At 29.0% G+C, this 19,716-nt stretch carries 23 protein-coding genes; 21 read left to right on the forward strand and 2 right to left on the reverse strand.

The features are described 5' to 3' along the window. Nucleotides 1–33: 33 nt before the first annotated feature. The 3 genes from rsmD to CLHOM_RS05560 are packed head-to-tail and all read left to right on the forward strand — an operon-like array spanning nt 34 to nt 1,613. Entirely contained in the window at nt 34–591 is a 558-nt protein-coding gene (gene rsmD, locus CLHOM_RS05550; protein ID WP_052220703.1) for a 16S rRNA (guanine(966)-N(2))-methyltransferase RsmD, read from the forward strand. A 1-nt stretch (nt 592) separates the two neighbouring features. After that, on the forward strand, nt 593–1,072 hold the full coding sequence (gene coaD, locus CLHOM_RS05555; RefSeq protein ID WP_052220704.1) for a pantetheine-phosphate adenylyltransferase: 480 nt from the start codon (nt 593–595) through the stop codon (nt 1,070–1,072). 13 nt (nt 1,073–1,085) lie between these two features. After that, on the forward strand, nt 1,086–1,613 hold the full coding sequence (locus tag CLHOM_RS05560; protein WP_052220705.1) for a hypothetical protein: 528 nt from the start codon (nt 1,086–1,088) through the stop codon (nt 1,611–1,613). Here the strand turns inward: CLHOM_RS05560 and ylbJ are convergent. Next, the gene (gene ylbJ, locus CLHOM_RS05565) at nt 1,593–2,780 is read right to left on the reverse strand and encodes a sporulation integral membrane protein YlbJ (protein WP_052220706.1); all 1,188 of its coding nucleotides are present in this window, start codon (nt 2,778–2,780) and stop codon (nt 1,593–1,595) included. The genes CLHOM_RS05560 and ylbJ overlap by 21 nt on opposite strands. Nucleotides 2,781–2,859: 79 nt before the next feature. After that, complete coding sequence (locus tag CLHOM_RS05570; RefSeq protein ID WP_052220707.1) at nt 2,860–4,086, reverse strand: nucleotidyltransferase; 1,227 nt, start codon at nt 4,084–4,086, stop codon at nt 2,860–2,862. A 199-nt stretch (nt 4,087–4,285) separates the two neighbouring features. On the opposite strand from CLHOM_RS05570, the gene pta reads away from it, so the two are divergent. The 18 genes from pta (at nt 4,286) to rplS (ending at nt 19,691) form a co-directional block, all read left to right on the forward strand. Then, on the forward strand, nt 4,286–5,278 hold the full coding sequence (pta, locus tag CLHOM_RS05575; protein WP_052220708.1) for a phosphate acetyltransferase: 993 nt from the start codon (nt 4,286–4,288) through the stop codon (nt 5,276–5,278). A 66-nt stretch (nt 5,279–5,344) separates the two neighbouring features. Then, nucleotides 5,345–6,538, forward strand: a complete 1,194-nt coding sequence (locus CLHOM_RS05580; RefSeq protein WP_052220709.1) for an acetate kinase — start codon at nt 5,345–5,347, stop codon at nt 6,536–6,538. Between the two features lie 129 nt (nt 6,539–6,667). Next, on the forward strand, nt 6,668–7,168 hold the full coding sequence (locus CLHOM_RS05585; RefSeq protein ID WP_052220710.1) for a YceD family protein: 501 nt from the start codon (nt 6,668–6,670) through the stop codon (nt 7,166–7,168). 14 nt (nt 7,169–7,182) lie between these two features. Beyond that, nucleotides 7,183–7,365: a 50S ribosomal protein L32 gene (gene rpmF / locus CLHOM_RS05590; RefSeq protein ID WP_052220711.1), complete on the forward strand. Its 183-nt coding sequence runs from the start codon at nt 7,183–7,185 to the stop codon at nt 7,363–7,365. A 95-nt stretch (nt 7,366–7,460) separates the two neighbouring features. Further along, entirely contained in the window at nt 7,461–8,459 is a 999-nt protein-coding gene (plsX, locus tag CLHOM_RS05595; RefSeq protein ID WP_052220712.1) for a phosphate acyltransferase PlsX, read from the forward strand. Nucleotides 8,460–8,550: 91 nt separating this feature from the next. Then, nucleotides 8,551–8,784 (forward strand): acyl carrier protein, encoded by a 234-nt coding sequence (acpP, locus tag CLHOM_RS05600; protein ID WP_052220713.1) that lies wholly within the window; start codon nt 8,551–8,553, stop codon nt 8,782–8,784. Nucleotides 8,785–8,841: 57 nt separating this feature from the next. Beyond that, on the forward strand, nt 8,842–9,555 hold the full coding sequence (gene rnc / locus CLHOM_RS05605) for a ribonuclease III (protein ID WP_052220714.1): 714 nt from the start codon (nt 8,842–8,844) through the stop codon (nt 9,553–9,555). Continuing rightward, the gene (locus CLHOM_RS05610; protein ID WP_052220715.1) at nt 9,548–10,633 is read left to right on the forward strand and encodes an elongator complex protein 3; all 1,086 of its coding nucleotides are present in this window, start codon (nt 9,548–9,550) and stop codon (nt 10,631–10,633) included. Before rnc ends, CLHOM_RS05610 begins: the two co-directional genes overlap by 8 nt. Nucleotides 10,634–10,702: 69 nt before the next feature. Further along, a complete protein-coding gene (locus CLHOM_RS05615) occupies nt 10,703–10,963 on the forward strand; it encodes a stage V sporulation protein S (RefSeq protein ID WP_052220716.1) in 261 nt (86 codons plus the stop codon). Between the two features lie 158 nt (nt 10,964–11,121). Further along, complete coding sequence (gene smc / locus CLHOM_RS05620) at nt 11,122–14,679, forward strand: chromosome segregation protein SMC (protein WP_052220717.1); 3,558 nt, start codon at nt 11,122–11,124, stop codon at nt 14,677–14,679. 26 nt (nt 14,680–14,705) lie between these two features. Beyond that, entirely contained in the window at nt 14,706–15,617 is a 912-nt protein-coding gene (ftsY, locus tag CLHOM_RS05625; RefSeq protein WP_052220718.1) for a signal recognition particle-docking protein FtsY, read from the forward strand. Between the two features lie 71 nt (nt 15,618–15,688). Beyond that, nucleotides 15,689–16,036, forward strand: coding sequence for a putative DNA-binding protein (locus CLHOM_RS05630; RefSeq protein WP_052220719.1), 348 nt, complete (start codon nt 15,689–15,691; stop codon nt 16,034–16,036). 10 nt (nt 16,037–16,046) lie between these two features. After that, complete coding sequence (gene ffh, locus CLHOM_RS05635; protein ID WP_052220720.1) at nt 16,047–17,399, forward strand: signal recognition particle protein; 1,353 nt, start codon at nt 16,047–16,049, stop codon at nt 17,397–17,399. 31 nt (nt 17,400–17,430) lie between these two features. Next, a complete protein-coding gene (gene rpsP / locus CLHOM_RS05640) occupies nt 17,431–17,688 on the forward strand; it encodes a 30S ribosomal protein S16 (protein ID WP_052220721.1) in 258 nt (85 codons plus the stop codon). Nucleotides 17,689–17,707: 19 nt separating this feature from the next. Next, on the forward strand, nt 17,708–17,935 hold the full coding sequence (locus tag CLHOM_RS05645) for a KH domain-containing protein (RefSeq protein WP_052220722.1): 228 nt from the start codon (nt 17,708–17,710) through the stop codon (nt 17,933–17,935). 76 nt (nt 17,936–18,011) lie between these two features. Continuing rightward, nucleotides 18,012–18,500 carry a ribosome maturation factor RimM gene (rimM, locus tag CLHOM_RS05650; protein ID WP_052220723.1) on the forward strand — a complete coding sequence of 163 codons (489 nt, stop codon included), beginning with the start codon at nt 18,012–18,014 and terminating at the stop codon, nt 18,498–18,500. Further along, a complete protein-coding gene (trmD, locus tag CLHOM_RS05655) occupies nt 18,497–19,222 on the forward strand; it encodes a tRNA (guanosine(37)-N1)-methyltransferase TrmD (RefSeq protein ID WP_052220724.1) in 726 nt (241 codons plus the stop codon). The genes rimM and trmD overlap by 4 nt, the downstream gene beginning before the upstream one ends. 121 nt (nt 19,223–19,343) lie before the next feature. Further along, nucleotides 19,344–19,691, forward strand: a complete 348-nt coding sequence (rplS, locus tag CLHOM_RS05660; protein WP_052220725.1) for a 50S ribosomal protein L19 — start codon at nt 19,344–19,346, stop codon at nt 19,689–19,691. Nucleotides 19,692–19,716 lie beyond the last annotated feature (25 nt).

A 19,716-nucleotide genomic window follows, 5' to 3' on the forward strand; every position in this document is an offset into this window, starting at 1 on the left:
ATAGACTTCACGTATTAACATAGGAGGATTAATATGAGAATTATTTCAGGAATTGCTAAGGGGAAAAAAATTTTGCCCCCAGATGGAATACAGACTCGTCCGACCCTAGACAGAGTAAAGGAAAATATTTTTAATATAATTCAAAACGATATTGTAGATGCTAATGCTGTAGATGTATTTGCAGGTACAGGCAGCCTAGGGCTAGAAGCGGTAAGTAGAGGTGCTAAAGAATGTTATCTTGTAGATAAACATCCTTCTACATTTAATATTTTAATGCAAAATGTTAAAAATTTAGGCTTTCAAGAAAAGTGTAAATGTATAAATAAGGATTCATACGCAGCATTGAAGGACTTTAGTAAAAAGGGATTGATTTTTGATTTAATATTTATTGATCCACCTTATGCTAAAGACATGATTCCACCTGCAATTGAAATAATAACTTCTGAATCATTATTAGCTGAAAACGGTATTATTGTAACTAAGATTGATTCTTCAGAAGACATTTATAAAGGAAATGAGAAAATTGTATTATATGATTATAGAAAATATGGTAATACTACTGTATGTTTTTATAAGCATGGGGAGGTTTGAAATGAGGATAGCAGTTTACCCAGGTAGTTTTGATCCTATAACGAAGGGGCACTTAGATATTATTGAGAGATCAGCTAAAGTTTTTGATAAATTAATTGTTGCTGTACTTATAAATCCAGATAAAAAGGGATTATTTAATATTGAAGAAAGAGTTGAACTAATAGAAAAGGTAACAAATCACCTGGATAATATTGAGGTAGATAGTTTTAATGGGCTTTTAGTTAATTATATGGTGGAAAATAAAGCTCAAGTTATTATTAAAGGACTAAGGGCTGTATCAGATTTTGAATATGAATTTCAAATGGCACTAGTTAACAAAAAATTAAACCAAGACATTGAAACCCTATGCATGATGACTAGTGCAAAATATGCTTATTTAAGCTCTTCATCTTTAAAACAGGTAGCAATGTTTGGTGGTTGTATAAACGATCTTGTTCCAGAAGAAATTATTGATGATATTAAGATGAAATTAAAAAAGTAGGGTGGATAATTTTATGGAGGTAATGAGATTATTAGAATATCTTCAAGAGATAATTGAAACTGCACATACTATGCCTTTTGTAAATAAGACTGTTGTAAACAAAACTGAAGTTATAGATATTATTGAGCAAATAATTAACTATCTTCCAGAAGAGTTTAAAAAAGCACAATGGATATGTAATGAAAAAGAAAGAATTTTAAATGATGCTTATAAACAATCTGAACAGATAAAAATAGAAAGCTTTGAAGCCTTAAAAAGGGAAATCGAAAAGCATAGCATTACTAGGGAAGCAGAGGCAAAAGCACAAGAAATAATTGCTGCAGCTAATCGTGATGCTAAAACAATAAGGCTTGGAGCTAAAGAATATGCAGATGAAATACTATCTCAGTTAGAAAGTCAAATTAATATTAAGGGCGAAAAAATGCTTGTTACAATAAAAAATGAAACAGAGGAATATTTAAAAGCTACAGAAAGCAACATAACCTCTGTTATAGATATTATAAGAAAGAATATAACGGAGCTAAGAGAATCTAATAAGTAACTTTTTCATTACTATTGGAATTGATAAAATGAATACTTCAATTAAAAATATTTTTTTTAAATTAATTGATGAATAATTCATTAACCCGATATTAAAAGTAGATTGGGAAAGGTCTAGCATATTGCTTTTATATATGATGAGAGTTAATAGAATACATACTAACCCTTGTAGAACTTTTCTTTTAACATATAAATTAATTGGAAAGTTGTACTTATAAGTAATAGAATATGTTTGTGATATTATTGATATACCACTAAATGCTATAAAAAAGCTTATTATAATTAATTTATATAGTATGTCTATATTTAACTCTGAAATTAAATGAGTTCCATTTGTCATCTCTAATAAACCAAGAAAAAAACTTTCAAGCAAAACTAAATTCATTCCTGTAAATGAGGAAATACTTTTAAAAACAATATCAAATAAGATATTGTTTTTTATTATTGCGGTGAGAACTGAAAAGAATATGATAAATCCGCCTATGGAAATAGAGGTCTTAATTGCATTATCAATACTATTTTTTAGTATATCTCCTATAGTTGTATTTTCTTTGGTTACATTTCTATAGAGGTAAATGTTATCATTTAAGTTTTTATGAGAAGGCAGTAAAAAAGACATTATAATACATGATAAATAACTTGAAATAAGAAGTATTAATCCTAGAGAAGGATCTTTTAGCATTGATGTACCTATAGCACCTAGTATAAATAGAGGACTTGGATTTGAAGCAATACTAATTAACCTTTCGCAGGTAGTATAGGATATAATTTTTTTTTCGTAAAGTTCACAAGCATATTTTGCTCCTAAGGGATATCCACATAAAATACTGATTAATATAACAACGGAACATTCTCTAGGAAGTTTAAGAGGTTTGCATAAAATTCCACCTAACAGATTTGAATATATATTAACTCCATCATAGTAAAGCATTATGTTTATTAATACTAGGAAAGGGAACAAGGAAACAAACACTGAGTTAAGGAATAATTGGGCACCTTCTAAAGCAGAATCTATACAAACTTTCGGATTCAAAACAATATTGAAAATTAGTATAGTACATAATAAAGTAAATATAAAATTTTTACTAAAGCCTTTATTTTTACTTTTTATTAAATTGAATATCAACAATCCTATAATTAAAAATATTAAATAAAAGAGTAGTTTCATATTAAATCCCCTTAAAATAAATATTGGTACATGAGCATGACTACTATATTTATATTTTAATTAGGATATAATATTACATTTATAATATACGAATTGGAGAAATTGTGAAATCTGCTTCTGGTGAAATAGAAGAATTTATTATACTATAAGCTTTAGTTGTTAAAATATCTAATTCTAACGGTTTGCATAGCTGTTTTGGAACTTTTGTTATAATAGGTATTGAACTCACTTTTTTAATTTCTTTTAATATGGTTCTTCCTAAAGAGTTGAAACCTAATACTCTTGCGTAGTGAGCGTTAGAGTTCCTTAGAGCAATAAGTTCGTTTCTGGTCATATTTTCAAGACCAATAAAATATTGACATAACAATCTTGAAATTCTAGTATATGAATATCTTTTGCTTTTTACTTTATCCAAAAGTTCATCATAAGTATTACTATTATGTAAGGCTTTATATATTTTATTATCTAACCCTTCCGAAGCATCAGGAAGGTTAAATAAATTGTTATTATTTGTTAAAGCTTTATATTTTATATATGGAAAAATGCTATTCTCAAAAACTAGAGATTTATTTGTGATGTTTTCTTGTAGTTTATTTAAGGTATTAGAAGGAACAGCATTTATTATTGATTCAATAGAATTATCAGTTTTAAGTGAATTTCTTATGGAGGTCGCACTTGGAAGTAGACCAATTAAATTAGATTCGTTATAACTAGATCCAATTCTTTGAATTGTGTGTGGTATTATAGAGCTATTTAATTTTAGTAAACTTTTACAATACTCTATTCCAAGAATATTATTTGAATTATTTAGAATATTATCAAGTTCTATATTATCAAATTCACTATTAGAAATAATAATTTCATTTAAGGCTTTATTTCTAGCTTTTGGGAAAGAAATTCCTTGTGATAAATAATTTCTTAAAGAACTTTTAAATTCATTAGATTCTTTATATAATATTTCTGCAATTTTATATAATAATTTTATATCTCCATGCTCGCTTCCAAAACATATTGATTTTACTATACCTAATGAATTTAATAGACTTACTGCCCCATAAGAAAAAAATTCAGCTGAAGATAAACTATAGGTTGAAGGTAATTCGATTACCAAATCAACACCATTTTTAAGAGCAATTTCTGTTTTACTCCATTTATCAATAATAGAGGGGGCACCTCTTTGTACAAAATTTCCACTCATAACACAGATCAATCCATCGCATTTTGTAACCTCTTTGGTCTTATTTATATGTAATAAATGACCGTTGTGCATTGGATTATATTCTGTAATTATGCTTGATATATTCATTAAATCACCTTTCTTTTATAGGATTATAATAATTAATTATCTCAATAAATGTATATAGTATAACAATTAAAATTGAAAACCAATGAAAAATTATATATTTGTTATTGAAAATTATAGTAAAGTAGGTGTATATTATAATAGAGTATTTTATACATATAATATACAGTAAACTGATCTAGATTGAAAGGAGAAATTAATTATGGGATTTATGGAAAAAATGTGGGAATTGGCAAAAAAAGATTTAAAAACTATTTTACTTCCAGAAGGTGAGGAAGATAGAAACTTAATTGCCGCAGAAAAAATAAAAGATAATAAATTAGCTAAGGTAGTTTTAATAGGTAATGAAACTAAAATTACTACAAGAGCTAAGGAATTAAATTTAAATCTTGATGGAATAACTTTAATTGATCCTGAAACCTATGAAAAGACTCCAGCATATGCAAAAGAACTTTATGAAATAAGAAAAAATAAAGGTATGACTGAAGAAAAAGCTCTTCAAGTAGTAAAAGATCCATTATACTTTGGAACAGTTATGGTTAAAGTTGGAGATGCTGATGGAATGGTATCAGGAGCAATTCATACAACTGGTGATTTATTAAGACCGGGACTTCAAATTGTTAAAACTACTCCAGGGATTTCTATAGTTTCTGGTACATTTGTAATGCAAGTACCTAATTGCCAATATGGACAAGATGGATTATTATTATTTGCAGATTGTGCAGTAAACCCTAACCCAACTGCTGAAGAACTAGCTTCTATTGCTATTGCAACTGCAGAAACTGCTAAAAAGTTATGTGGAATGGAACCTAGAGTTGCCATGTTATCCTTCTCTACTATGGGAAGTGCTAGTCATGAACTAGTTGATAAGGTTAGAAAAGCAACAGAACTTGCAAAAGCTCAAAGACCAGATCTTGCAATTGATGGAGAATTACAATTAGACGCTGCACTTGTAAAAGAGGTAGCTGAACTTAAAGCTCCAAATAGCCCTGTAGCAGGAAAAGCTAATGTTTTAGTTTTCCCAGATTTACAAGCAGGAAATATTGGATATAAATTAGTTCAAAGATTTGCTCATGCAGATGCAGTAGGCCCTATTTGTCAAGGATTTGCTAAACCAATTAACGATTTATCAAGAGGATGTAGTGCTGAAGATATAGTAAACGTTGTTGCTATTACAGCAGTTCAAGCTCAATAACTTATGTAAAACTTAGTATAAAATTTGTTAAATAATATCATATAAATTAATTTAGGAGGAAAACTCATGAAAGTATTAGTTATTAACTGTGGAAGTTCATCTTTAAAATATCAACTTATCGATATGACTACTGAAAAACCATCAGCTCAAGGATTAGTAGAAAGAATCGGCTTAGAAGGATCAATTTTAACACAAAAATCAAATGGTGAAAAATATATTATTGAAGAGCCAATGCCAGATCATAAAAAAGCAATAGAATTAGTACTTGGCGCTTTAGTTGATAAAGAACATGGAGTAATAAGCAGCATGTCAGAAATTTCTGCTGTAGGTCACAGAGTTGTTCATGGTGGAGAAGCTTATGCTGATTCTGTATTAATTGATGAAAATGTAATGAAAGCTTTAGATGATTTTATTAAATTAGCTCCATTACATAATCCTCCAAATATAATAGGTATAAATGCATGTAAAGAATTAATGCCAAATACTCCTATGGTAGCTGTATTTGATACTGCATTCCATCAAACATTGCCAAAACACGCATACATGTATTCATTACCATATGAATTATATACAGATTATGGAATAAGAAAATATGGTTTCCACGGAACATCTCATAAATATGTATCTTCTGTGGCTGCTGAAATGTTAGGAAAAGATTTAAAAGATTTAAGAATAATAACTTGCCATTTAGGAAATGGAGCTAGTTTAGCAGCTATTAAAAATGGAAAGTGTATAGATACAACAATGGGATTCACTCCACTTGGTGGATTAGCTATGGGAACTAGATGCGGAAATGTTGACCCAGCTATAGTAACTTTCTTACTAAAAGAATGTAAGTATTCAGTAGAAGATCTTGATACTTTAATGAACAAAAAATCTGGTGTATATGGAATTTCAGGTGTAAGTAGTGATTTTAGAGATATTGAAGCTGCTGCAAAAGAAGGAAATGAAAGAGCTCAATTAGCATTAGATATGTTTAAATACAGAGTTATCCAATATACTGGTTCTTATACAGCTATAATGGGTGGTGTAGATGCAATCGTATTTACAGCAGGACTTGGAGAGAATGGAATAGAAATTAGAGAACAATTAGGAAATTCATTTGGATTTGTAGGTGCTAAAGTAGACCCAGAAAAGAATAACGTAAGAGGCGAAGCTAGAATAATAAGTACAGATGATTCTAAAGTTAAATTAATGGTTATTCCTACTAATGAAGAATTAATGATAGCAAGAGATACTAAAGCAATAGTTGAGAAATAAAACAAATTATAACAAATTAAAATATATTGCTTGACTTTTTATTGGCGTGTTTATATAATAGTTTGTGGCTAATAAATTCTGCTTAAATGCTAAATTTATTAGCCCATTTATAATAATAGAGGTGTACTTATGCTAATCGATATTTCTGATTTAATAGGCAAGAAGACCAATAAAAAAGAAGTCAGTGTATCTTTTGAGGGTAAAAACATCACATTTGAAGGTGAAGATATACAGTTTGTAGATCCTATCAAAGTTGAAGGTACTATTACTACTACAGGTGATATAATCAATTTTGATGGAACTATTCAAACAACATTAAACCTTGTTTGTTCCAGGTGTCTTGAAAACTTTAATTACCCTTTAGAAATAGAGATTCATGAAAAGTTTTCAAAAGTTCTTCGTGATGAGGATAACGATATTATCATTATTAATAGTGATAAGATAGATTTCTCTCCAATCATTGAGACAAACATTATATTGTCACTACCAATGAAAAAACTTTGCACTGAAGAATGTAAAGGACTATGTTCGGTATGTGGCACTAATTTGAATCATTCCACATGTAATTGTGAAAAGAATGATATTGATCCAAGGCTTGCAAAGTTAAGAGAATTTTTCTCAACTAACTAAGGAGGTGAAAATAGATGGCACATCCAAAAAGAAAAATGTCAACAGCTAGAAGAGATTCTAGAAGAGCTCAAACTTTTAAATTAAGTTTACCAGGAATTGTTGAATGTCCACAATGCCACGAAATGAAGCTTGCTCATAGAGTATGTAAAGATTGTGGTTACTATAATGGAAAAGAAATAATTTCTAAAGAAGATTAAGAAAGAAAGTCTAATGACTTTCTTTTTTTGGACTTTTTTTAGTATAATTTATGTATGAAATGAAAAGAAATAATATGCTAAAATGAGGTGGAATTATGAAAATTGCGGTGGATGGCATGGGTGGAGATTATGCTCCTCATTCTATAATTGAAGGTTGTATTGAGGCATGCAAGACTCATTCTGATATAGAGATTATAGTTACTGGTCCTAAGGAGTTATTAGAAAAAGAATTGTCTAGCAATGGATACTCTGGCGATAGAATAAAAGTTATGGATGCTAAAGAGATTATAACAAATAATGAACATCCTGTAATGGCGATTCGTAGGAAAAAAGATTCCAGTTTGTATAAAGCTTTAGAATTAGTTAAAAATAAAGATGCAGATGCAATTATATCTGCTGGAAGTACTGGCGCTTTTTTAGCTGGTGCTACACTAGTAGTAGGTAGAATCAAAGGGGTAAATAGACCTGCACTAGCTCCTATTATGCCTGGTAAAAACGGGCCATTTATGGTTATTGACTGCGGTGCAAATGCAGATTGCAAACCTATTAATCTATTACAATTTGCACTTATGGGGGAAACTTATTTTGAGAATATATTAAATATTGATAATCCTACTGTTGGAGTGATAAATATTGGTTCTGAGGAAGAAAAGGGAAATGAATTAACTAAAGAAGCACATAAGTTAATAAAAGATAGCACATTGAACTTTGTTGGAAATGTTGAACCAAGAGAAATTCCAGAAGGAAAAGTTAATGTTTTAGTGTGTGATGGGTTTGTTGGTAATACAGTGCTAAAAATGTATGAAGGAGTTGCAGCAACAATTTTTTCTACATTAAAAGAGCAAATTATGTCTTCTTTCAGAACTAAAATTGGTGGTATTATTTTAAAGCCTGTATTTGATAAATTTAAAAAAGACTTCGATTATAAAGAATATGGTGGAGCAGCTTTCCTTGGAGTAGATGGAATTTGCATAAAAGCTCATGGAAGCTCTGATGCAAAGGCTATTAAAAATGCAATAAGGCAAGCAGTTAACTTTAAACAAAATGATATACTTAACAAAATAAGAGGATCAATAGAAGAAAAAATGGTATAAAGCTATTATTAAAATAATATTATCTTATTGACGATGTATAAGTTATATAATATTATCATATTGTAGAAATTATAATTAGGAGGTGAAGAAAATGGTATTTAACAGAGTTAAAAAAATTATAGCAGACCAACTAGGTCTTGATGAAAATACAATAAAATTGGATTCATTGTTTGTTGATGACTTAGGTGCTGATTCTTTAGATGTTGTAGAACTTATTATGGCATTAGAAGAAGAGTTTGATATTGAAATACCAGATGAAGAAGCTGAAAAGGTAACAAAGGTTGGAGATGTAGTAGAATACATTAGTAGTCATATTGAAGAATAGCCAAAGTCCCGTAAACTACGGGACTTTGATCTTCTTTTAGATAAAAGGAGCAAGAATATGAAAAAGAATAGGCAAAATACGTTGGCTAAATTAGAAAATATACTTAATATTAAGTTTAATAATATAGAGTTATTAGATATGGCGCTTTCGCATAGTTCATATGTAAATGAGAACAAGAATTTATGTTCAAATGAGAGATTAGAATTTTTAGGAGATTCAATACTTCAATTGTGTATTTCAGAAATATTATATAATACATACAAAGATAAACCAGAAGGATTTTTAACTAAAAAAAGATCTCTTATAGTTTGTGAAAATTCTTTATACAATGTAGCTACTAAATGGAATATTGGCGAGTTTATTAATATGAGTAAAGGTGAAGAACTTACTGGTGGAAGAACACGTATATCAATCCTTGCTGATTGTGTTGAAGCTATTATTGCTTCCATATATTTAGATTTAGGATATTCTGAGGCTAAAAGATTCATTGAAGAGAATTTTAGTGAAATATTATTAAAGGCCCATAAGGATGAAATTATTTTAGATTATAAGACTAAGCTTCAAGAGATTATTCAAAGCTATGGCGATTATAACATTGAGTATAACCTATTAAATTTTGAAGGGCCGCCCCATAGAAGAAAATTCTATTCAGAAGTATTGGTAACTCCATTAGTTTCTGGCACAGGTGAAGGTTATAGTAAAAAAGAATCTGAGCAAAATGCTGCAAAAGAAGCTTTAGAAAAGTTAGGAGATATGCAAGAAAATGAATAAACATTACATAATTCCTATATTTGTACCCCATGAAGGATGTCCACATGACTGTGTATTCTGCAATCAAAAAAGCATAACTGGGGTATTAGAAAAAGTAACACCTGAATTAGTAAAAGAAACTATTGAAGACTATTTAAGTACTATTGATTATACAAGTTCTACCGTGGAAGTATCATTTTATGGTGGAACTTTTACTGCAATTCCAATAGAAAAGCAGAAATCCTTTTTACACGTGGCAAAAATGTATAAGGATAGAGGACTTATAAAGTATATTAGATTATCTACTAGACCAGATTATATTAATATAGAAATTTTAGAAAATCTTAAAGCTTACTCAGTAGATATTATTGAATTAGGGGTTCAATCTTTAGATAGAGAAGTATTGATTAAGGCTGGCAGAGGTCATTCTGTAGAAGACGTATTTGAAGCTTCTAAATTAATTAAAAAGTATGGATTTATTTTAGGTCATCAAATTATGATTGGTTTACCAGGAGATAATTACAAAAAAGACTTAGCTACTACTAAAATGATAGTTCAGATGGAGCCAAGTATGGCAAGAATATATCCAGCACTGGTAATAAAAAATACTGCTATGGAGACAATGTATAAGTTAAATAAGTATACTCCTTATACTTTAAATGAAGCAATAGAAATTTCAAAGGATATTTACTCTATTTTTGTAGCTAATGATATAAATGTTATCAGAATAGGACTTCAGCCTACTGAAGAAATAACTTATGATAGAGATTTAGTTGCTGGTCCATTTCACCCATCTTTTAGAGAATTAGTTGAAGGAAGCTTAATAAATGAAATAATTAGAGAAAATATTAGTGATGGATTTATAAACAATATTGAAATTCATATAAATAGCAAAGACTTATCAAAGCTATATGCTTATAAAAAGAAATTTTTTAATGACATGATAGAACAAATTAAAACAAATAAAATAAGTGTTTTTCAAGATAACAATATAGATAGAAATGGTTTATTGTTATATATCGACGAAAACTGTAAAAAAATAAATATTAAAGAATATTTACAAACAAAGTATAAAGAAGGATATTTTAATACAATATAGAATATATTCCCTATAAAACATATAAGAAGCAATTATATTTAACAATTATTTTTGTAGGGAGGATTATTAATGGAAGTATTAAAGGTATCAGCTCAATCTCAACCAAAATCTGTAGCAGGTGCGTTAGCAGCAATATTAAGAGAGTGTGGAAGTGTTGAACTTCAAGCAGTAGGTGCAGGAGCAGTAAATCAAGCAGTAAAAGCGCTAGCTATTACAAGAGGCTTTGTAGCTCCTAATGGTATAGACTTGGTAGTTATACCAGCATTTTCTCAAATCTTTATTGATGGGGATGAAAGAACAGCTATAAAGTTTATAGTGGAACCTAGATAATGAATTAAAAGCCGTGCATTGCACGGCTTTATTACTTTTAATTTTTACAGTATTTATTTGATATTTATCATAATTTGCTTTAAAATTATAAGATAAAATTAATAAAATTTTCAATTTACTTATTTAGCAATAACTAATTAAAAATAGGAGAGGTTATTATGTTTTTGAAGTCACTTGAGATAAGAGGCTTTAAATCTTTTGCAGATAAAACGGAATTATTATTCAAGGATGGAATAACTGTAATTGTTGGGCCAAATGGAAGCGGAAAAAGTAACATTTCCGATGCAGTAAAATGGGTTTTAGGAGAGCAAAGTATTAAAAATCTTAGAGGAGGTAAAATGCAGGATGTTATATTCTCTGGTACTGCATACAGAAAGCCAGTTGGTTTAGCACAAGTTAGTCTTGTATTAGATAATAGTGATGGAGAGCTTCCAGTAGAATACAATGAGGTAACTGTTTCAAGGAGAATATATAGATCTGGTGAAAGTGAGTATTACATAAACAATACAAAGTGTAGATTAAAAGACGTTCAAGAACTTTTCATGGATACCGGTATTGGTAAAGAAGGTTATTCTATTATTGGACAAGGCAAAATTGAAGCAGTATTAAGTGGAAAGCCTGAGGAAAGAAGAGGTATATTAGAGGAAGCGGCTGGTATTGTAAAGTTCAAGACAAGAAAAGAGGAAGCAGAAAGAAGACTTGAAAATACTGAGCAAAATCTTCAAAGAATAAATGATATTTTTAGTACATATGAAGAGAGGATTGAACCGTTAAATTTAGAACGAAATAAAGCTAAACAATTTTTAGCACTATCGGAAAGCTTGAAGTCAAAAGAAGTAACTCTAGTGCTTTATAATATTGATAATATTGAAAATAAAATTGCCAACATAAAGAAAAGTATCTTAGAAAACGATTTGCGACAAAAGGAATTTTTGAAAGAAATAAACGATTATAAATTAAATTTAGAAGCTTTAAATAAAGACATGGAAAAGTTTCAACTAGAAAGCGAGTCTGAAAAAAATAATTATTACCATAAGAAGAGTGAAATTCAAAATCTTAATTCTGAAATTGACTTGTTAAATGAAAGAATAAAAAATTTAAATGAATCAATAGAAAAGGATATAAAAAAACATGAGCAAATCCTTAAGCGTCAGGAAGAACTTCGTAAAAACTTACAAGATTTTAAATTAGAAGAAGAAAGATATATCTTAGAACAAGAGAGCTTGAATAAAAACATACTTGAGAATGAGAAGTTAATTGAAGAAAAAAGGATTAACTTAGAAAAAGAAAACTATACTCTAAAAGAATTAAAAGCTTATAATGAAGAACTATTGAATAAAATATCTGAAAATAAAAATGAAACATCAGTTAAAAAAAATAGTATTGAGAATTTTAAAAATAGACTTCGAGAACTTAAATTAACAAATGAAACTTATTTAAGCTCTATTAAAATTAATACAACTACAAAAGACAAGCTATTAGAAGAATATAATAATGTTGAAGAAAAAATAAAGAATTATGAAGAACAGTTAGAGAATAATAATATAGAAATAATAAAAGCTACTAAAATTTTAAAAAATAATGAGTTAAAATACAGGGAAATATATAATGAGTTTAATAGAGTAGAGGCGAATAAAAACGCATTAATTAATTTGGAAAAACACTACGAAGGATATAGTAAATCAGTAAAAAATCTCATGCAACATATTGATAAAGGAGAAATACCTTCTGCTATTGGGAACGCTAGGATTTTAGGAGAGGTATTAAAAGCTTCAGAAAATATGGAAACTGCTATTGAAGTTGCATTAGGAAGCAGTATCTCAAATATTATTACGAGTAATGAAGAAATTGCAAAAGAATTAATTAACTATTTAAAGCAATATCATCTTGGTAGGGCAACATTTTTGCCATTAACAATCATTAAGGGTAAAAGAATTTCTATTCCAGATAAAATAGAAGGAATTAAGGGGTTTATTGGCATAGCCAGCGAATTGGTTGAATGTGATGTAAGTTACATAAATGTAATAGAACATATTTTAGGACGTACATTAATTTCTAAAGATATGGGGAGTGCTTTAGCCATTGCAAAGGAAACAAATTATAGCTTTAGAATTGTTACTCTTTTTGGAGAAATGATAAATCCAGGAGGATCGTTAACAGGTGGAAGTATTTTTAGCAAGAATACTAACATAATTGGAAGAAAAAGAGAGATAAATAGACTAGAAGAAAAGTTGATGAATTATAATTCTACTTTAAAAAGCTTAAATGAAATCATCCTTAAAACTAAGGAGAATATTAAGTTATTTGATGATGCCATTGTAGATATAAAAGATAAATTATATGGAGAATATATAGAAAAAACAAAAATTAAAGAAAAGATTAATGCTTTAAATAATGAAGGTGACAAACTTAAAAATACTATAAATATTTCTGAAAAAGAGATTTGTGTTACATTAGAAAATATAAATGAAAATGAAGAGTGTATTAAAAATATTAGCAATACTATTTCTCTATTAGAAGAGGACGTAGCTAATATTTCTTCTAAAATAGAAGAAATAGAAACTTTATTCAAGGCAGAAGAGGAGAAAATTTTTAAAATAAATGAAGAGATTACTTTAATAAAAGTGAAAAGAGCACAGATTGATGAGACTATATTAAATAAAACAAGAGAAATAAAAAGAGTTAAAACAGAATTAGAACAGTTAATCTTAGAAATTAATAATTTGGAAAAGGAAATTAAAGATTCACAGGAAGGAATATCTAAAGCACAAGATAAAATCAACCAAAATACTGATAAAATAAATGAAATTAGTAGGGATTTATCAAACTTAGAAGAAAAATTTAAAAATAATGAATTAAGAAGAATTAAAATAAAAGAGGATACTAATCATAATTCAGAAAACTTAGAAAGAGTCAGAGTCTTGCTTGATAAAGGAGAAAAGACTCAAAATAATCTGCAGCTATCTTTAGTTAAGAATGAAACTGAAAGGGATGTATTTTATTCAAAGCTCAATGAAGAGATGGGGCTAACTTATGCTGAAGCATTAGAGTTAAAACTAGAGAGTGATAATGTAGAACAATTTAAAAATGAAATTACTGAATTGAAAAAAGAGATAACTTCATTAGGTACTGTAAATTTAGGTGCAATTGAAGAATATGAACAATTGATTGAAAAGTATAATTTTATGAAGAATCAAAAGGATGATTTAATTAAGGCGAAAGAAGAATTGATAAATGTAGTTAATGAAATGACTGATAAAATGAGGACAGTATTTAATTCAAACTTCCTTAAGCTAAGGAAAAATTTCAATGAAACCTTTAAAGAATTATTTAATGGAGGAAATGCTGACCTTATTTTAGATGAAGGTGATGAATTAACAGCAAATATAGAAATAAATGTTCAGCCACCAGGTAAAAAACTTCAAAATATTAATTTGATGTCTGGTGGAGAAAAAGGTCTATCAGCTATTGCTTTATTATTTGCTATTTTAAAAATGAAACCTTCTCCATTTTGTATACTAGATGAAATAGAAGCAGCCTTAGATGATTCAAATGTAGCAAGATATGCAGATTTTTTAAAGAAATTTTCTAAGAATACTCAATTTATTATAATTACACACAGAAAGGGAAGTATGGAAGTAGGAGATGTGCTTTATGGTATTACAATGGAGGAAAAAGGTGTTTCGAAGGTAGTATCTGTTGATTTTGGTAATTAAATTATATTTATTAGGAGATGATATAAATGCTTGGGAATTTGTTTGATAAATTAAAAACTGGTTTAGTTAAAACAAAAAATAACTTTACTGAAAAAGTATCAGAAGTATTGAATTTAGCTGTAAAAATTGATGATGAATTGTATGAAGAACTAGAAGAAATATTAATTACAGCTGACATAGGCGTTGAAACCTCACTAGAAATAATGGATAAGTTAAAAGAAAAAGTACAGGAGAATAAAGTTAAGGATCCTAAAGAGGTTTATACTTGTTTAAAAGAAGTTTTAACTGAAATGCTTGATGATGGAACAGCTGATGTAAAGATTGACAATAAGCCAAAGGTTTTATTAGTTATTGGAGTAAATGGAGTTGGAAAAACAACTTCTATTGGTAAAATGTCATATAAATATAAAAAAGATGGCTTAAAAGTAATAATGGCAGCTGCTGATACCTTTAGAGCAGCTGCTATAGATCAGCTAGAAATATGGAGTAATAGAGCAGGAGTAGATATTATAAAGCATCAAGAAGGCGCAGATCCTGGATCAGTAGTTTTTGATGCTATACAAGCAGCTAAAGCAAGAAAATCAGATTTATTAATCTGTGATACAGCAGGTAGACTTCATAACAAGAAGAATTTAATGAATGAATTAGAAAAAATTAATAGAATAATTGATAGAGAATATGGTGATGCACATAAGGAAACTTTGCTAGTTTTAGATGGAACAACAGGACAAAATGCACTTCAACAAGCAAAACAATTCAAAGAAGTATGTCCTATAGATGGAATTATTTTAACCAAGCTAGATGGAACTGCAAAGGGTGGCGTCGTAATAGGAATAAAAAATCAATTAAATATACCAGTAAAGTTAATTGGAGTTGGAGAAGGAATTGAAGATTTACAAGAATTCAACTCAAAAGATTTTGTGGAAGCACTTTTTTAATAAGTGTTAAGTAAAAATACTTGACACCATGTTCTTAATTTGATATTATCTATTACGGAGTTGATGATTACATGGAGGATAGAGTAAGAATTTCTATTTTAATGGATTATTACAAAGAACTCCTAACGGAAAAACAAAAGGATATTATGGAACTGTATTTTAATGAAGATTTATCTTTAGCAGAAATATCTGAAATTACTAATACAAGCAGGCAGGCTATTTATGATATTATTAAAAGGTGCAACAAACTGTTAGATGATTATGAAGATAAATTAAAGTTATTTGAAAAAAGTATTAAATCTAAAAAAAATAAAGAAATAATCATCGAAAAATTAACCTTGCTAGAAAAAGATACTAATAAGAAAGAATGCTTAGATTTGTTAAAAGAAATAAAGGTAAATATTATAGATTCTATTTAGGAGGATCCATATGGCGTTTGAAGGATTAGCATCTAAACTTCAGGATACTTTAAAAAAATTAAAAGGCAAAGGTAAACTCTCTGAAAAAGATATTAAAGAAGCTATGAGAGAAGTTAAGCTAGCTTTACTAGAAGCAGATGTTAACTATAAAATCGTTAAAGACTTTGTAAAGAATACTGGTGATAAATGTTTAGGAAATGAAGTTATGACAAGCTTGACACCAGGACAACAGGTAATAAAAATTGTTAACGATGAGTTAAAAGAGCTAATGGGCAGCACTGAAAGTAAGATAAATTTTTCTCCTAATGGTTTAACAATTATAATGTTAGCTGGATTACAAGGTGCTGGAAAAACCACTATGGGTGGAAAGCTTGCTCTTGATCTTAGAAAAAAAAATAAAAGACCATTACTAGTTGCCTGTGATGTATACAGACCGGCGGCAATTAAACAATTGCAAGTGGTTGGTAAACAAATAGAAGTACCAGTGTTCTCTATGGGTGATAAAATAAGTCCAGTAGATATTGCAAAAGCTTCTATAGAATATGCTAAAAATAATGATTTGAATGTAGTAATTATAGATACTGCTGGAAGACTTCATATTGACGAAGAGTTAATGAATGAATTAAAGAATATAAAAGAAAATGTAGAACCAAGTGAAATTTTGCTTGTAGTAGATTCCATGACAGGTCAAGATGCAGTTAACGTTGCTGAAAGCTTTAATAATGCTTTGGACATTTCTGGAGTTATTTTAACAAAACTTGATGGTGATACTAGAGGTGGAGCTGCCTTATCAATAAAGGCTATCACCGGTAAACCTATTAAATATGTTGGACTTGGGGAAAAAATGAACGATTTAGAAATTTTTTACCCAGATAGAATGGCATCTAGAATTCTAGGTATGGGTGACATTTTATCTTTAATTGAAAAAGCACAAGAAGCTATGGATGATTCTAAAGCTAAAGAACTTGGCGATAAAATGATGAGTCAAGATTTTAATTTAATAGATTTTAAGGAATCTATGGTTCAATTAAAGAAAATGGGCCCTATGGGTAAAATATTAGAAATGATTCCTGGAATAAACAGCAAGCAGCTTCAAGGGATAGATTTAAGCCAAAGTGAAAAAGAGATTAAAAAAATTGAAGCTATTATTGATTCAATGACAATTAAAGAAAGAAAAGATCCTACTCTAGTAAGTAATTCTCCTTCTAGAAAGAAAAGAATTGCAAGTGGGTCTGGAACTACTATACAACAGATTAATAAATTGCTTAAAGATTTCCAGATGATGAAAAAGATGATGAAACAAATGAAAAATAGTCCAAAGTCGTTTAAAAAGGGTATGTTTGGAAAATTTCCATTCATGTAAATAGATATATACTTTTAAGGAGGTGAAATTAATGGCAGTTAAGATAAGATTAAGAAGAATGGGTGCAAAGAAAGCTCCATTTTATAGAGTTATTGTTGCTGATTCAAGGTCTCCAAGAGACGGTAGATTCATAGAAGAAATAGGGTACTACAATCCAGTTTCTGAACCTAAGACAATAAAGATTGATGAAGAAAAAGCTGTTCAATGGGTGAAGAATGGTGCTCAACCAACAGATGTAGTTAGAAGATTATTTGAAGAAGCTGGAATAAATGAGAAGCTTTCTAAATAATAACCTGGGGGTGTAGTAGATGAAAAATTTACTTGAAATAATAGCTAAAGCTTTAGTTGATAACCCAGAAATGGTTAGTGTAAACGAAATTGTTGGTGAACAATCTATAATTCTTGAATTAAAGGTTGCTCAAGAGGATATGGGAAAAGTAATTGGAAAACAGGGAAGAATTGCAAAAGCAATCAGAACTGTTGTAAAGGCAGCAGCTGTAAAAGAAGATAAGAGAGTTGTTGTTGAAATTATCTAGTTACATATACATTTAAGACTAGAAGAGTTAGGTAATCCTAACTCTTTTAAATATATAATAAAGGAGTATAAGTATTATGAAACAGTTTCTTACTGTGGGAAAAATAATAAATACTCATGGAATAAAAGGAGAAGTAAAAGTTCAATCAGCTACTGACGATTTGAATAGATTTAAAAGCTTAAAAAAAGCTTATATAGATAATGTAGAAGTAGAGGTTTGTGGATGTAAGCTTCAGCCCAATAAAGCAATATTAAAAATAAAGGGCATTGATACTATTGAAGAAGCAGAAAGACTTAAAAATAAAGAAATTAAAGTGGAAAGACAGAATGCTATAAAGCTAAAAAGAGATTGTTATTTTGCAGCAGATATAGTCAACTGTAATGTATATGATGAAAATGGCTTATACCTTGGAAAAGTAAATGATATAATTTATACTGGAAGTAATGAAGTATACTGTGTTGAAGGAGAAAAAGAAATTTTAGTTCCTGCTTTAAAGAGTATAGTCACGGATATAGATATTGAAAATAATAAGATAATAATAAAACCATTGGATGTATGGCAATGAGAATAGATATTTTAACTTTATTTCCTGAAATGTTTAGCATATTTAATCATAGCATTATTGGTAGAGCTTTAGAAAAAGGGTTGATAGAAATCAATTCACATAATATAAGAGAATTTTCTTTAAATAAGCATAAAAAAGTAGATGACTATCCTTATGGTGGAGGAGCTGGAATGGTAATGACTCCTCAACCTATAGTAGATTGTATAAAAGCAACGAAAAAATTAAATAGGGGAAAGGTAATTTTCCTTGGACCAAGAGGAAAAACCTTTAATCAAGAAATAGCAAAAAATTTATCTAAAGAAAAAGAACTTATATTTTTATGCGGACATTATGAGGGAATTGATGAGAGAGTATATAACTATATTGATTTAGAAATATCCTTAGGTGATTTCATATTAACGGGAGGAGAGATAGCTGCTATTCCAATAATTGATAGCATATCTCGAATGGTTCCAGGTGTTCTTGCAGTTGAAGAGAGTTATACAGAAGAATCTTTTTATAGTGGTTTGCTTGAATATCCTCAGTATACACGTCCGGAAGAATTTGAAGGATTAAAAGTTCCAGAGGTTTTGCTTTCAGGTCATCATGAAAATATTAGAAAATGGAGAAGAAAACAATCTCTTATTTTAACAAAAACTAAAAGAGCAGATTTATTTAGTAAAATAAATTTGACAAAAGAAGATATTAAGTTAATAAATGAAGATAATATTAACAAAAGATAAAATATTATGTTGAAGTATATGATTAATTGTGGTAAAATATCCTTTGTGCTAGTACGAGCGGTCCTCTGTCTTATTTTTATATCTGATACGAACGCTAATTTATTTTAAGGAGGGAATGCACATGCTAGATATAATAAAGTCAATTGAAGCAGAACAAATTAAAAAGGACATAACTGAATTCAACGTAGGAGACACTATAAGAATTGATGTAAGAATCAAAGAAGGAACTAAAGAAAGAATTCAAGCGTTTGAAGGAACAGTTATTAAGATCCAAAATGGAGGAATTAGAAAAACTTTCACTGTAAGAAGAGTTGCTTATGGTACAGGTGTTGAAAGAACTTTCCCTATGAATTCTCCAATGTTAGCAGCAATTAAAGTAGTAAGAAGAGGTAAGACAAGAAGAGCTAAACTTTACTACTTAAGAGACAGAGTTGGTAAGGCAGCAAAAGTAAAAGAATTAATCAGATAAAAAACGGGACTGTGGAGTCCCTTTT

The organism is Clostridium homopropionicum DSM 5847 (genome assembly GCF_001263795.1).
Lineage (GTDB): Bacteria > Bacillota > Clostridia > Clostridiales > Clostridiaceae > Clostridium_H > Clostridium_H homopropionicum.

Bases quoted from the DNA above. Each gene is read 5' to 3' on its own strand.
- rsmD (WP_052220703.1), top strand. From the start codon at position 34: ATGAGAATTATTTCAGGAATTGCTAAGGGGAAAAAAATTTTGCCCCCA.
- coaD (WP_052220704.1), top strand. From the start codon at position 593: ATGAGGATAGCAGTTTACCCAGGTAGTTTTGATCCTATAACGAAGGGG.
- CLHOM_RS05560 (WP_052220705.1), top strand. From the start codon at position 1,086: ATGGAGGTAATGAGATTATTAGAATATCTTCAAGAGATAATTGAAACT.
- ylbJ (WP_052220706.1), bottom strand. From the start codon at position 2,780: ATGAAACTACTCTTTTATTTAATATTTTTAATTATAGGATTGTTGATA.
- CLHOM_RS05570 (WP_052220707.1), bottom strand. From the start codon at position 4,086: ATGAATATATCAAGCATAATTACAGAATATAATCCAATGCACAACGGT.
- pta (WP_052220708.1), top strand. From the start codon at position 4,286: ATGGGATTTATGGAAAAAATGTGGGAATTGGCAAAAAAAGATTTAAAA.
- CLHOM_RS05580 (WP_052220709.1), top strand. From the start codon at position 5,345: ATGAAAGTATTAGTTATTAACTGTGGAAGTTCATCTTTAAAATATCAA.
- CLHOM_RS05585 (WP_052220710.1), top strand. From the start codon at position 6,668: ATGCTAATCGATATTTCTGATTTAATAGGCAAGAAGACCAATAAAAAA.
- rpmF (WP_052220711.1), top strand. From the start codon at position 7,183: ATGGCACATCCAAAAAGAAAAATGTCAACAGCTAGAAGAGATTCTAGA.
- plsX (WP_052220712.1), top strand. From the start codon at position 7,461: ATGAAAATTGCGGTGGATGGCATGGGTGGAGATTATGCTCCTCATTCT.
- acpP (WP_052220713.1), top strand. From the start codon at position 8,551: ATGGTATTTAACAGAGTTAAAAAAATTATAGCAGACCAACTAGGTCTT.
- rnc (WP_052220714.1), top strand. From the start codon at position 8,842: ATGAAAAAGAATAGGCAAAATACGTTGGCTAAATTAGAAAATATACTT.
- CLHOM_RS05610 (WP_052220715.1), top strand. From the start codon at position 9,548: ATGAATAAACATTACATAATTCCTATATTTGTACCCCATGAAGGATGT.
- CLHOM_RS05615 (WP_052220716.1), top strand. From the start codon at position 10,703: ATGGAAGTATTAAAGGTATCAGCTCAATCTCAACCAAAATCTGTAGCA.
- smc (WP_052220717.1), top strand. From the start codon at position 11,122: ATGTTTTTGAAGTCACTTGAGATAAGAGGCTTTAAATCTTTTGCAGAT.
- ftsY (WP_052220718.1), top strand. From the start codon at position 14,706: ATGCTTGGGAATTTGTTTGATAAATTAAAAACTGGTTTAGTTAAAACA.
- CLHOM_RS05630 (WP_052220719.1), top strand. From the start codon at position 15,689: ATGGAGGATAGAGTAAGAATTTCTATTTTAATGGATTATTACAAAGAA.
- ffh (WP_052220720.1), top strand. From the start codon at position 16,047: ATGGCGTTTGAAGGATTAGCATCTAAACTTCAGGATACTTTAAAAAAA.
- rpsP (WP_052220721.1), top strand. From the start codon at position 17,431: ATGGCAGTTAAGATAAGATTAAGAAGAATGGGTGCAAAGAAAGCTCCA.
- CLHOM_RS05645 (WP_052220722.1), top strand. From the start codon at position 17,708: ATGAAAAATTTACTTGAAATAATAGCTAAAGCTTTAGTTGATAACCCA.
- rimM (WP_052220723.1), top strand. From the start codon at position 18,012: ATGAAACAGTTTCTTACTGTGGGAAAAATAATAAATACTCATGGAATA.
- trmD (WP_052220724.1), top strand. From the start codon at position 18,497: ATGAGAATAGATATTTTAACTTTATTTCCTGAAATGTTTAGCATATTT.
- rplS (WP_052220725.1), top strand. From the start codon at position 19,344: ATGCTAGATATAATAAAGTCAATTGAAGCAGAACAAATTAAAAAGGAC.